At 68.2% G+C, this 12,858-nt stretch carries 12 protein-coding genes; 10 read left to right on the top strand and 2 right to left on the bottom strand.

Features of this window, described 5'->3' with window-relative positions; genetic code table 11:
* Nucleotides 1–35: 35 nt before the first annotated feature.
* The 8 genes from ABD768_RS04360 to ABD768_RS04325 all read left to right on the top strand — a co-directional run bounded on the left by ABD768_RS04360 (nt 36) and on the right by ABD768_RS04325 (nt 7,770).
* A complete protein-coding gene (locus ABD768_RS04360) occupies nt 36–593 on the top strand; it encodes an RNA polymerase sigma factor (protein WP_344837575.1) in 558 nt (185 codons plus the stop codon).
* On the top strand, nt 590–1,279 hold the full coding sequence (locus tag ABD768_RS04355; RefSeq protein ID WP_344837572.1) for a hypothetical protein: 690 nt from the start codon (nt 590–592) through the stop codon (nt 1,277–1,279). The genes ABD768_RS04360 and ABD768_RS04355 overlap by 4 nt, the downstream gene beginning before the upstream one ends.
* A gap of 58 nt (nt 1,280–1,337) precedes the next feature.
* Entirely contained in the window at nt 1,338–2,003 is a 666-nt protein-coding gene (locus ABD768_RS04350; RefSeq protein ID WP_344837570.1) for a hypothetical protein, read from the top strand.
* Between the two features lie 150 nt (nt 2,004–2,153).
* Nucleotides 2,154–3,083, top strand: coding sequence for an ABC transporter permease (locus ABD768_RS04345; RefSeq protein ID WP_344837568.1), 930 nt, complete (start codon nt 2,154–2,156; stop codon nt 3,081–3,083).
* Nucleotides 3,083–4,081 carry an ABC transporter permease gene (locus ABD768_RS04340; RefSeq protein WP_344837565.1) on the top strand — a complete coding sequence of 333 codons (999 nt, stop codon included), beginning with the start codon at nt 3,083–3,085 and terminating at the stop codon, nt 4,079–4,081. Before ABD768_RS04345 ends, ABD768_RS04340 begins: the two co-directional genes overlap by 1 nt.
* A complete protein-coding gene (locus ABD768_RS04335) occupies nt 4,074–5,075 on the top strand; it encodes an ABC transporter ATP-binding protein (RefSeq protein ID WP_344837562.1) in 1,002 nt (333 codons plus the stop codon). Before ABD768_RS04340 ends, ABD768_RS04335 begins: the two co-directional genes overlap by 8 nt.
* Complete coding sequence (locus ABD768_RS04330; RefSeq protein ID WP_343978238.1) at nt 5,072–6,097, top strand: ABC transporter ATP-binding protein; 1,026 nt, start codon at nt 5,072–5,074, stop codon at nt 6,095–6,097. Before ABD768_RS04335 ends, ABD768_RS04330 begins: the two co-directional genes overlap by 4 nt.
* Nucleotides 6,094–7,770, top strand: coding sequence for an ABC transporter substrate-binding protein (locus tag ABD768_RS04325; RefSeq protein ID WP_343978241.1), 1,677 nt, complete (start codon nt 6,094–6,096; stop codon nt 7,768–7,770). Before ABD768_RS04330 ends, ABD768_RS04325 begins: the two co-directional genes overlap by 4 nt.
* A gap of 4 nt (nt 7,771–7,774) precedes the next feature.
* Here ABD768_RS04325 and ABD768_RS04320 read toward each other — a convergent pair whose 3' ends face one another.
* Together ABD768_RS04320 and ABD768_RS04315 are read right to left on the bottom strand one after the other, a co-directional pair.
* Complete coding sequence (locus ABD768_RS04320) at nt 7,775–8,272, bottom strand: phosphatase domain-containing protein (protein WP_344837558.1); 498 nt, start codon at nt 8,270–8,272, stop codon at nt 7,775–7,777.
* The gene (locus ABD768_RS04315) at nt 8,265–8,822 is read right to left on the bottom strand and encodes a GNAT family N-acetyltransferase (protein ID WP_343978247.1); all 558 of its coding nucleotides are present in this window, start codon (nt 8,820–8,822) and stop codon (nt 8,265–8,267) included. Before ABD768_RS04315 ends, ABD768_RS04320 begins: the two co-directional genes overlap by 8 nt.
* 126 nt (nt 8,823–8,948) lie before the next feature.
* Here ABD768_RS04315 and ABD768_RS04310 point away from each other — a divergent pair, with 126 nt between their 5' ends.
* A complete protein-coding gene (locus ABD768_RS04310) occupies nt 8,949–10,079 on the top strand; it encodes a metallophosphoesterase family protein (protein ID WP_344837555.1) in 1,131 nt (376 codons plus the stop codon).
* Nucleotides 10,076–12,847: an AAA family ATPase gene (locus ABD768_RS04305; RefSeq protein WP_344837552.1), complete on the top strand. Its 2,772-nt coding sequence runs from the start codon at nt 10,076–10,078 to the stop codon at nt 12,845–12,847. The genes ABD768_RS04310 and ABD768_RS04305 overlap by 4 nt, the downstream gene beginning before the upstream one ends.
* The last annotated feature ends 11 nt before the right edge of the window (nt 12,848–12,858 follow it).

Genomic DNA, 12,858 nt, shown 5'->3' with positions numbered 1-12,858 from the left:
GCCCGGCGGAGGTGTAGTGAGGGCGTAGGTAGTTGATGGGAGGCGGGATCAGCGGGTCGGGTGAGGCGGAGATTCTGGCTCGGGTGCGTGGTGGGGAGACTGCCGCGTACGGCGAGTTGGTGGTGATGCATGCGTCGGTGGCGAAGCGGACGGCGGTGTTTCTGGGGGCTGGGTCGGAGGCGGACGATGTCGTGCAGGAGTCGTTCGTCAAGGCGTTCCGGGCGCTGGGGAGCTTTCGGGAGGACGCCGCGTTCCGGCCCTGGTTGCTGAGGATCGTTGCCAACGAGACGCGCAATCTGCAGCGGTCGCGCGGGCGTAGGGCTAGGCGCGAGGAGTTGGCGGTGCTGCCGGACGCGGTGCTCGATCCGGCGGACCAGGCGGCCTCGGCTGAGCGCAGTGCTGAATTGTTGGCGGCAGTACGGGGTCTGCCTGAGCAGTACCGGCTAGTGGTGACGTGCCGGTACCTGCTGGAGCTGGATGAGCAGGAGACGGCCACCGTGCTGGGTTGGCCGCGCGGGACCGTGAAGTCTCGGCTGCATCGGGCTCTGGGGCGACTACGGACGCAACTACCTGACAGGGAGGTGCAGCGATGACGTCATTGGAAGAGGAGCTCCGTGCGCTCGGCCGTAGCGCCGCAGTGCCTCCCGTTGCGGACGGGCTGGCCGCCAAGGTGCTTGAGCGAATCGCAGAGCCACCTGTACGCCGTACCTTCGGCGAGGCCGTCCGGAGTCGCTGGCGTTCCCTGCTGGCTCTACTGGCCGTGTTGCTGGCCGGTGCGCTGGTGACGCCGCCAGTGCGCGCCGCAGTGGCCGAGTGGCTCAACATCGGGGGAGTGGAGGCGGTACAGGTCCCCAGCGGTCCGACGAGTGCCCCTCAACCTCCTGCGGCCACCGGGCAGTTGACGGTGGCTGAGGCTGCCAGGGCTGCTGGATTCGCACCGGTGGTTCCCAAAGCATTGGGGACGCCGGCGTATGTCCAGGCGTCTGCTGGGTTTGTGGCGATGAGCTGGACGACCAGGAGCGGAGTAGTGCGGCTGGAGCAGTTCCTCGCCGAGCCGTCGCCCATGTACCTCAAGAAGTTCTACATGGGGCCGGATTACGTGCAGGAGATCGACGGCTTCTGGTTCAGTACGCCGCACGAACTCGTCCTGCAGAAGAAGACCGGTGTCGAGCAGACAGTGCGGGTGGCTGGGCCGACACTGGTCTGGGTGCGGGACGGCGTGACGTTCCGCCTCGAGGGTGTGCCGGAGAAGGACCGCGCGGTCGAGCTGGCCCGGTGATGTGGGAACCAGCCGACAGGTAGCGGTGTATCAAGGGCAGTCGACTGAGGAGACCGCCATGAAGCACTGGGTACGCCGTACCGTCCTACTGCTCGTCCTGGGTGTCGCAGGTGCGGGCACCCTCCCGGCGCACGCGGGTGGCCCGACCAGCGTGCTGCTGAGCTCACCCGACAACGGCAAAGTCGTTGCCACCGGCTACGAGGACAAGACCTACTCCGAATTGCAGATGCTGCTCGACGCCGAGCCCAAAGGCGCCGACGACGGGGTGGAGCACTCCAGCGGCACCTTCGTCCGCGCGACCTGGCTGATCCACGACATGACGCCCTGGCGGCTCGACATCATCTACCCCGACGCGCCGGGCGGCCCCTGGATCGCCACCACCCAATCGGACCTCAGCACCGGCAAACTCCCCGACAAGCAGGTCTGGCACCGCGCCACCGACGACGTGAAACTCGTCAAGCTCCTGGTCGGCCTGGGCCTCCTCCACGGCAAAGGTCACAACGAGGCAGTCGGCGGCCCGACCCTCCTTCCCGCTGCGCCGCAAACCCCGGCCGAGGTCGCCGCAGTAGACGACACCCCCACCACCACGGTCCTCAAAACAGAACAGAAACCGCTCCTCGGCTGGCGCTGGACCATCCCCGGCTTCCTGGCCGGCGCGGCCGCCATGTACCTCCTCATCCGCCTCCTCCCACGCCGCAACTGGCAACTGATCGACGAGGAGTAGCACCCCCGTAACGCAGCGATCGGCGAGGCTTAACGAAACCCTTGTGCGTGGACTGACATTCTCATCATTCAAGATGTGGTGTGGATGGTGGGAGACTCTGGCCTACCGTCATTCGGCTTGGGGTTAAGTCCATCGTTGTCAGGAGTGCTAGTGAGTTCCTCGGTCGCTGCGGCCGTCTCACCGACCCGTCAGGCATTGCGTCGCGTGCGACGGGATCGGAGTGCACGGTTGGGGGCGTGGCTGGTGCTCGTCCTGGTGCTGGTCGCCGCCGTCGCGCCCTTGCTGGTGAAGCTGGCCGGCCAGGACGCCTACACGTACAACATCGGGCTGCTCGATCCCGCCCGAGGCAACGCCCCACGCGGCGCCGCCGGTGGACTGAGTGCCGACCACTGGTTCGGCGTCGAACCACTGACCGGCCGAGACCTGTTCTCGATCGTCGTCCTCGGTTTGCGGACTTCGCTGTTCATCGCCGTCGTGGTCACCATCGTCACCACGGTGCTCGGCACCCTGGTCGGCATCAGCGCCGCGTACTTCGGTGGCTGGTACGACGCCATCGTGTCGCGGCTGCTCGACTTCCTGTTCGGATTCCCGAGCCTGGTCTTCATGATCGCGCTGGGCATCATCGTGCCCAGCTCCTTTCCCAGGTGGCTGCTGCTGATCCTGGTACTGAGCGTCTTCGGCTGGGCCGGTCTCGCCCGGCTGATCCGCGGCCAGGCCAAGTCACTGGTCACCCGGGAGTTCGTCGAGGCGGCCCGCTCGGTCGGGAGTACCGGCTGGCATGTGATCACCCGCGAACTCCTGCCGAACCTGCTTGGCCCGGTCCTCGTCGTCGCGACGATGGCGGTGCCGGGGGTGATCGGCGGTGAGGCCGCCTTGTCGTTCCTCGGCGTGGGAGTAGCACCACCGACACCGAGCCTCGGCAGATCGATCTCGGACTCGATCGTCTGGGTCTACACCGGTGCCGATCCGTGGTTCCTGGCATTCCCCGGCGCGATGCTCTTCATCGCCGTGCTCGGCTTCACGCTGCTCGGTGACGGTGTCCGCGATGCCTTCGACGTACGGCTGCGGAGGGCGATCTGATGCCCGACATCGTCTGGTTCCTCATCCGCCGGCTGTTCGCGACCCTCCTGGTACTGCTCGCCCTCAGCCTGGCCGTCTACCTCATCTTCTACGCGCTGCCGGCCGACCCGGCCCGGCTCGCTTGTGGCAAGCCTTGTACCCCGGACCTGCTGGCCCGGGCACGGCACTTCATGCAACTGGACCAGAGCGTCGTCCAGCAGTACCTCCACTTCCTGCAAGGCATCGTGACCGGCCGGACCTTTGGTGAAGGCAGCGCTGCCGTGCACTGCGACGCACCCTGCTTCGGCTACTCGTTCCCGCTGGCCCGTCCGGTCACGACCCTGATCCTCGACCGGCTGCCGATCACCGCCTCGATCGCCATCGGCGCAGCGGTCCTCTGGCTCCCGTTCGGGGTGTCGCTGGGGATCGGTGCGGCGCTCAGGCGAGGCAAGCTGTTCGACCGGCTCGCCGTCGGCTTCGCGCTGATCGGCATCGCGTCGCCGTCGTTCCTGGTCGGCCTGCTGGCGATCCTGGTCTTCGGGTTCTGGCTGAACATGGTGCCGGTCAACGGCTACGTGCCCTTCACCGAGAACCCGGTCGACTGGGCCTGGCACCTGGTGACTCCGTGGCTGGTGCTGGCCGGACTCCAGGCCGCGTCGTACATCAGGCTGTCCCGCTCGCAGATGCTCGAAGAGATGAATCTCGACCACGTGACCACCGCCCGGGCCAAGGGCGCGGGCGAACGAAGGGTGGTGTTCGTGCACGGGATCCGTGGGGTGCTGGTGCCGATCGTGACGATCTTCGGGCTGGATCTCGGTGGTCTGCTCGGCGGCGCGATCCTGACCGAGAAGGTGTTCAGCATGCAAGGGCTGGGGGAGTTGCTGATCAGTGGCGTCGGCCAGCTCGATGTCGCGGTGGTGGTCGGCGTGACACTGTTCTCGGCCTTCCTGGTGATCCTGGCCAATCTGGTGGTCGACATCCTGCACGGCGTACTGGACCCGAGGGTGACCCGTGGCTGAGAACCCTGTACTCGAGGTCCACGATCTGCACGTGACATTCCAGACCGAAGGCGGTCCGGTGCCGGCGGTAGCCGGCATCGACTTCGCGGTCGCACCCGGCAAGACGTTGGCAATCGTCGGCGAGTCCGGCTCGGGCAAGAGCGTCTCGTCGGCGGCCGTGATGGGTCTGCTGCCCGGCAATGCCGACCTCAAGGGCGAGGTGCTGCTCGACGGCCGGGAGCTGATCGGGTTGCCCGCCGAGGACCTCCGCCGGATTCGCGGCAACGACATCGCGCTCGTGTTCCAGGACGCGCTCTCCGCGCTCAACCCGTACTACTCCGTCGGCTGGCAGGTCGCCGAGGCGTACCGGCTGCATCACGACACCTCCAAGAAGGAAGCGTTCCAGCGGGCCGTGCGGATGCTGGACCTGGTCGGCATCCCAGCGGCGGCGCAGCGGGCCAAGGACTACCCGCACGAGTTCTCCGGTGGGATGCGGCAGCGCGTCGTGATCGCGATGGCCCTGGTGAACGACCCGAAGGTGCTGATCGCCGACGAGCCGACGACCGCCCTCGACGTCACCGTGCAGGCCCAGATCATGCGGCTGCTCGAGGACGTCCAAGCAGAGTTCGGTACTGCGCTGGTGCTCATCTCGCACGACCTGGGAGTAGTCGCCGAGGTCGCGGACGACGTACTCGTCATGTACGCCGGACGCGCGGCCGAGCGTGGTTCGGTCAAGGACCTCTTCTACCGGGCGGCCCACCCCTACAGTCTTGGCCTGCTGGGTGCGATGCCGCGCGTCGACGTACCGCCGCGCCATCGGCTGACCACCATCCCCGGCAGCCCGCCGTCGCCGGGGTCGATCAAGACCGGCTGCCCGTTCCAGCCGCGCTGCGCGTATGCGGCGCAGGTGGGGGAGCGGTGCATCACCGAGCGTCCCGAGCTCACCCCGAGGCCGGGCGAGGGCTATCACGAGGCCGCCTGCCATCTCGGCCGCCGACCGGAGGTCGCACCATGACCGAGCCCACCCCGCAGGACGAACTTCTGCGCCTCGACAAGGTGAAGAAGTACTTCGCGCTCGGTACCGCGCCCTGGCAGAGGTCGCAGTCGGTGAAGGCCGTCGACGGCGTCGACCTGGTCGTGCGCCGCGGTGAAACCGTCGGCCTGGTGGGCGAATCGGGCTCGGGCAAGTCCACGCTGGCACGGCTGTCGACCCGGCTCCTCGACCCGACGGCGGGCCGGGTGTCGGTCGCCGGTCAGGACGTCACCAGGTTGCGTGGTCGCAGGCTCCGTCCGGTCCGGCGGAAGATCCAGATGGTCTTCCAGGACCCGCAGGCCTCGCTCAATCCGCGACAATCCGTCGGCACTATCCTCACCACTCCGTTCAAGGCCCAGGGCATCCGCCCGACCCGCGCCCAGCTGGTCGAGCTGCTCAGCCAGGTCGGCCTGTCCGAGGAGCATCTCGAGCGCTACCCGCACGAGTTCTCGGGTGGTCAGCGGCAGCGGATCGGGATCGCGAGAGCCCTTGCGGTGAAGCCCGATCTGCTGATCTGCGACGAGCCGGTCTCCGCCCTCGACGTCTCGGTCCAGGCGCAGGTGCTCAACCTGCTGGCCGATCTGCGCGACGAGCTCGGCTTGTCGTACGTCTTGGTCGCACACGACCTGGCAGTCGTCCGCCAGGTGGCCGACCGGCTCGCGGTGATGTATCTGGGAACCATCGTCGAGGAGGGGCCGGCGTCCGAGGTGTACTCGTCGCCGGCTCACCCCTATACGCGGGCGTTGCTGTCCGCAGTACCGGTACCTGACCCCGGCGCCGTCCGGGATCGGATCGTGTTGACCGGTGATGTCCCGACGCCCATCGACCCGCCGTCCGGGTGCCCGTTCCGGACCCGGTGTTACAAGGCCGAGGACGTCTGTGCGACGACCCGGCCGGTGCTGCAACCAGTTGCCGGCGGCGATCACCGGGTCGCCTGCTACTTCCCGGAACCGCCGGCCCCTCTTGAACTCTCGAACCCCCCATTGTCTGAGAGGACACCATGAAACGCACTACCCGAGCGATCGCAGTCGCTGCCGTCCTGGCGTTGGCTGCTACCGCCTGCAACGCAAATGACAAGACTGCCGCTCCGAGTGGTGGCAGCGCCGCTGCCGAGCCAGGTGGCACCATCCACCTGCTCAGCACCAGCAAGGACATCCACCTGGATCCGGCCAAGAGCCAGAACCTCGGGATCAGCACCGTGCACCTGATCGTGCGCGGCCTCACCTCCTGGAAGACCTCTCCGGACAAGGCCACCGAGGTGGTGCCGGACCTGGCCACCGACATCGGCAAGTCCAGCGACGGCGGCAAGACGTGGACGTACAAGCTCAAGTCCGGCCTGAAGTACGAGGACGGATCGCCGATCGTCGCCGCCGACATCAAGTACGGCGTCGAGCGCTCCTTCGCGCCGGAACTGTCCGGCGGTCTCGGGTACCACAAGTCGCTGCTGGTGGGCGGTGACAAGTACACCGGTCCGTACAAGAACCAGGAACTCGCCTCGATCGAGACGCCGGACGACACCACCATCGTCTTCAAGCTGAACAAGCCGTTCGGCGACTGGCCGTGGATCGTCAGCATGCCGGCCTTCGGGCCGGTGCCGAAGAAGGCCGACACGGATCCGTCGCACTACGACGACAAGCCGGTTGCCAGCGGCCCCTACCGGGTCAAGACGAACGACACCGGCTCGAAGCTGGTCCTCGATCGCAACCCGAACTGGGACAAGGCGACCGACGAGGCGCGGACCGGGCTGCCGGACTCGATCGTCTTCGACATGGGCCTGCAGCCCGACGTGGTGAACCAGCGGCTGATCGCGGACGCCGGCGACGACAAGTTCGCGGCCGCCACCGGCACCGTGATCCCGCCCGCGCTGATCCCCAGTGTCACCGGCAACCCGGCGGTCAAGGCCCGGGTGGCGAAGTCTCCGTCCGGAGCGCTGCAGTACCTGGCGATGAACAACAAGCGCCCGGGGCTGTCCAACCCCGAGGTCCGCAAGGCGATCCAGTACGCCGTCGACAAGCAGGCGGTCCAGGTCGCCCAGGGCGGCCCGGACTTCGGTGGCGAGATCGCGACCACGCTGATCACGCCCGGCATCGACGGCTACAGCAAGTACGACCTGTACCCGGCCTCGCCGCAGGGTGACCCGGACAAGGCGAAGTCGATGCTCGCCGCCGCCGGGGTGAGCAACCTCAACCTCGTGCTCGCCGCCACCAACACTCCGGTCGGACTCAGCGTGGCACAGGCGATCCAGCAGGGCCTGAAGAGGGCCGGGATCACCGTCACCATCAAGCCCTACGAGTCGGACCCGCTGTTCGATCTCACCACCGGTCCCAAGGGTGACTACGACCTGACGGTGTCGAGCTGGCTGCCGGACTTCCCGAGTGCGCTCGGCAACATCCAGCCGCTGTTCGGGTCGTCCGAGATCGGCAACGGCGGCTACAACCAGTCGCGCTACTCCAACCCGGCGGTGGACGCCGCGATCCAGGCGGCCACTGCCGAGCAGGACCGGACCAAGGCCGCCGCGGCCTGGGGCGCCCTGGACAAGCAGATCATGGCCGACGCGCCGCTGGTGCCGCTGATCTATGCACGGACCGCCTTCTTGCACGGCTCCAAGGTGCAGAACTTCTACCTGCCCTCGTACCCGCCGTACCCGAACGTCCTGACCCTCGGTCTGAGCAAGTAGTACCTCAGGTGCGTCCTTCGGTTTCCTGAGCTTCGAAGAGGGTCGGCTGGGTCTCGGCATCGAGTCCCCAGTCGGCCCTCATCACCGGGTAGCCGGCCTTCTCGGCGGCGGCGCAGACCTTGACGTCGTCATCGACCAGTACTGCGACCCGCCGTTCCTGCGCGAGCGTCCGGAGCCGGGCCAGCTTCATCATGGAAGACGGGCGGCGGTCGTTGTTGCCGCGCATCAGCAGCTTGCCCTCGGGGAAGCCGTTGTCCTCGAACCACTTGACCGTGTCGCGCCTGAGCCGCTCGGGGCGGCCGGTCAGGTAGACGATCTCGTGGTCCGCGGCCAGCGTGGTCGCGACCGCGAGCCCTTCGTCCAGCACGGCGTCGTCCTTGGCGTGGGCGAAGAACGAGTCCCAGTCCTTCGGCTTCTTCGCCAGGTACTTGATCCGCTGACTGGTGTCGGACAGCGTCGCGTCGATGTCCAGTACGGCGTACGGGCGTTGGTCGTCAGGCACGTCCCCCAGCTTCCCAGGTACTGCGATCGAGCGCGTACTCGACCTCGCCGTACTCCGTCCCCGGCAGCGGCTCGTCGAAGTCGACGTGGAAGACCCGGACGAACCGGAGCCCCGACTTCGCCATCACCCGCCGGGACCTGGTGTTGACCGCCATCGTGTCCGCGACCACCCGGGTCATCCCCAACGCGGTGAACGCCTGGTCGATCAGCGCGCGGGTGCCCTCGGTCGCATACCCCTGACCCCAGGCCGCCCGGTTCAGCCGGTACCCGACGTCCACCGTCCCCGCCTCGCCGGTCGGCTGCAACCCGAACCACCCGACGAACCGCCCACTCGACTTCTCGTGCGCGGCGAAGGTGCCCAGCCCCGGGTGCGTCTCGTATCGCGCGAGGATCTCGGGCAGCACCTTCCGCTCGATCTCGTCCCGCGGCGTCGGCTCGCCGGTCAGGTACCGCATCACCTCGGGGTCGGCGTCCAGTTCGACCAGCAACTCGACGTCCCCGGCCGTGAAACGGCGCAGTACCAGCCGCCCGGTCTCGAGATAGGTGTCCATGGAGTGATCCTCGCGACCCCGATCCGGCGCTTCAACTCGATTTGGTGTTCGAATGGCGGGCACTCGGCCGGTTGTGGGTGTGTTGATTGGGTGCAGGTGAGCACGCCGGGTTAGCGTTCTCGCGCGATGAACGACTCGATCACCTTTCTGCACAGCTCGGACTGGCAGCTGGGCATGATGCGCCGGTTCCTGGGGCCGGACGGTCAGGCTCGGTGGGCCCAGGCGCGGCTGGACGCCGTCATGCGGATCGGGGACGTCGCCAACGACACCGGCGCGGCCTTCGTGGTCGTCACCGGGGACGTGTTCGAGCACAACCAGGTCGAGCGGCAGACGATCTTGCGCGCTTGTGAAGCGCTGAAGCGGATCGAAGTACCGGTGGTGTTGCTGCCGGGCAACCACGATGCGCTGGAGCCGGGGTCGCTCTGGTCGTCGGCGCAGTGGTTGGGGCATGCGCCGGATCATGTGGTCGTCGTGACGGACAGTCGGCCGCTTGAGATCGTGCCTGGGGTCGAGATCGTCGGGGCGCCCTGGCGTTCGCGGCGGCCGGTCTCCGATCCGGCGGCTCCTGGGTACGCCGAGCTGAAGCCTGCGCCGGCCGGTACGACGCGGATTCTGCTCGCGCATGGGCAACTGACCAGCCTGAGCGGCGGCATGTCCGACGTACCGACGATCGATCAGGCTGCCCTCGAGGCCGCTGTCGCCGATGGGCGGCTGCACTATGTCGGGCTGGGTGACCGGCACTCGACGACCGAGGTGACCGAGCGGATCTGGTTCTCCGGGACGCAGGAGGTCACCGCGCCGGAGGAGACCCATCCGGGCAATGTCTTGAAGGTGACGGTCAGCACCGCGGAGATCGAGGTCGAGCCGATTCGCGTCGGGGCCTGGCACATGGTCGAGCACCACGCGGAGCTGTACGACGAGGAGTCGCTGATCGCGCTGGAGGACTTCTTCGCCGAGCTGCCCGAGAAGGAGCGGACCTATGTCCGGCTCGCCGCCGACGGGTCGTTGCCGTTGCCGCTGCTGAGCCGGCTGGACGCGATGGTCGACGCGCAGGGCGAGGTCTTCGCCAGCGTCGAGCGGTGGGCGAAGTTCTGGACCGTTCGTCCGGCACCCGACGCCGCGGATCTGGATGCGTTGCAGCTGAGCGGTCCGGCGCGGGCGGCGATGGAGGAGTTGCGGCAGGCGCTGGCCGGTGGCGACGAGAGTGCCGGCGCGGCGCTCACCTTGATGCACAGACTGGCGCGGGACGCGGGATGAGGCTGCATCGACTGACGCTGCGGAACTTCCGTGGCGTCAGGGACCGTACCGTCGACCTGCCTGGCATCGGTACCACCGTGATCGTCGGCGACAACGAGGTCGGCAAGTCGAGCCTGGTCGAGGCGTTCGCGCTGGTCTTCGACTTCCCCGACGACTCCAAGTCGACCCGGATCCGCGACATCCAGCCGGTCGGCCAGGACGTGGCGCCGGAGGTGACGGTCGAGCTGACGCTGGGCGGGCGCGAACTCACGTACACGAAACGCTGGCTGAAGAACCGCTCCACCGAGCTGTCCGTCGTCGAGCCCGACGGCCGCCGGCAGACCTTCACCGGACGCGAGGCGCACAACGAGGCCGAGCGGCTGTTCGCCGAGAACGTCGATCCGGTGCTGTGGCAGACGTTGATGGTCGGCCAAGGCCAGTCGCTGGTACTTCCGACGCCCGCCGATGCCGAGCCACTGATCACCGCGGTCACCGCAGAATCCGGTACGCCGGTCGACGGCGCCTCGATGCCGTTGGTGACAGCGGTCGAGCACGAGTACCTGCGCTACTGGACCCGCGGCGGTCGCCCGACCGGCGACTTCGCCAAGTCGGCGCAGCACGTCGCGGCGGCCGAGCTCGCCGCCGAGCAGGCGTTGAAGGCGATGGACGAGGTGCTCGCCGACATCCGTCGCGCCGAGCGGCTCGCACTCGACCTGGCCGACCTTTCGGGCCGGCTCGACACGCATCTGGTGTCGGTCGAGGAGCTGCGCGAGAAGAAGAAGGCGACCGACGAGATCCTGCTCCGGCGGGACTCGATCAGGAGTCGCGCCGAGACCGCTCGCGCGCGGCTGGAGAACCACACCCGCACGCGGCTCGAGCGCGAGCGGCTGCTGGCCGATGTCGAGCGATTCACCAAGGCCGACGAGGAGCTGGCCGAGCGGTGGAAGCACGCTGACCAGACTGCTCGCAAGGCAGCCGAGACCGTGCATGCCGCCGAGGCCGCGCTCGCCGAGGTGGTCGAGCTCAAGGACGAGCGGCGGGGCGAGGTCCAGGATGTGGAGCGGCTCGTCTCGTCCTTGATGGACCGGGCCGAGCTTGATCGGTTGCTGGGGCAGCAGGCTGAGCTGGTCGACGTACGGGCCCGGATCGCTGCTGCTGGGGCTGTGCTCGATGCGATCTCGGTCGACGATGCGTTGGTCAACGCGCTGGAGGATGCGCGGGCGAAGGTTGTCGAGGCGCGGGCGGCGCTGGCGGCCGGAGTGCCGGAGGTGTCGGTACGACGGCTTGGTGGCGAGGCCGTTGAGTTGTCGGGGACCGGGCTGGATGCCGGGACGGCGAAGGTGCCTTCGTCTTTGGACGAAGACGGCGTTGTCGAGTTGCTGGTGTCGGGCGAGTTGGTGGTCGGCGTACCGGGTGCTGTCGAGGTCCGGGTTCGCGCGGGTGGTGAGGCGGCGACGCTGCGAGCCGCGGTGGATGAGGCTGTCCGGCGTGAGAAGGATCTGCTGAAGAAGGCACGGGTCAAGGACCTGGCCGCCGCGCGGGAGTTGCTGCGCAAGGGGGATCTGGCGTCGGCGGAGTTGCAGGAGGCACGGCGTACCGAGCGGTCGTTGACGTCGGGCGGGGACCCGGCCGAGCGAATCGCGTTGCTGACCTCGCGGCTCGGATTCGTCGAGGGCGAGCCGGTGGAGGAGCCGGCGCCGAAGCAGGTCGCCGATGTGAGCGTGCCCGGGCAGATGTCGCTGTTCGAGCAGTTCGAGCCGGACGAGAACGCCTTTGATTTCGAGGATCTGGAGATCCCGGAGCCGATGGACGTCGGCGAGCTGGCGGTCGCGCAACGGCGGTTGGAGAACGCGCGGAGCGGGCTGGCCGAGGCGGAGTCGCTGCTGGCGGACGCGGAGTACGCGGCGGCGCAGGCACGGAAGGCGGCCGACGAGGATCGGTCGGAGGCGCAGCAGGCGCGGGCGAGGGCCGAGTTGGCGGGGGAGCGGTTGGCTGCTGCGCTCGAGTCGCTTGAGGCTGCTCGGGGGTTGCTGGCCGACGGTGACGTCGAGGGCGCTGAGGTTGAGGCGACGAGTGAAGTCGAGGCGGTGCTCGAGGAGCTGACCGCAGTACAGGAGCAGGTCGACGCGGCCGGGGCCGATCGGGTCGCTGGTGAGTTGGCCGATGCGCTCGCGGTCGCGACGCGGCTGCAGGGTGAGCGGGACGTACTGCGTGATTCGCTGCGGACCACCGAGGGCCGGCTGGAGCAATCCGGGCGGGACGGCTTGGCGTCCCGGCGCGACATGGCGGAGCTCGATCTGGCCGCTCTGCGGACCGAGCACGAGAGCCTGAAGCGTCGCGCGGATGCGGCCCGCCGGGTCTACGAGACGCTTGGCCGGCATCGCGCGGAGGCGCAGACGAAGTACTCGGAGCCTCTGCAGACCCGGATCGAGGCGCTCGGACGGAGTGTCTACGGACCGTCGTTCCGCGTCTGGCTGGACGATGACCTGGCTGTCGCCGAGCGCGAGCTGGACGGCGCCCGACTGCGAGTCGAGGCGTTGTCGACGGGCGCCCAGGAGCAGCTCGCGATCATCACCCGGCTGGCGATCAGCCACCTGGTCAGCACCGGCGAAGGCAGCGTCCCGATCATCTTCGACGACGCCCTCGGCTGGTCCGACAAGGCACGGTTGCGCGACATGGGCGCGCTGCTCGGGCGGGCCGGCGACCACGGGCAGGTCATCATCCTCACCTGCATGCCGGATCGGTACGAGTACGTCCCGCGCGCGACGTACATCAAACTCGAGTCCTGACGGCCCGCTGA

It is taken from the genome of Kribbella ginsengisoli (assembly GCF_039537185.1).
Classification (GTDB): domain Bacteria; phylum Actinomycetota; class Actinomycetes; order Propionibacteriales; family Kribbellaceae; genus Kribbella; species Kribbella koreensis.
This window is presented reverse-complemented; position numbering and strand designations above follow the sequence as displayed.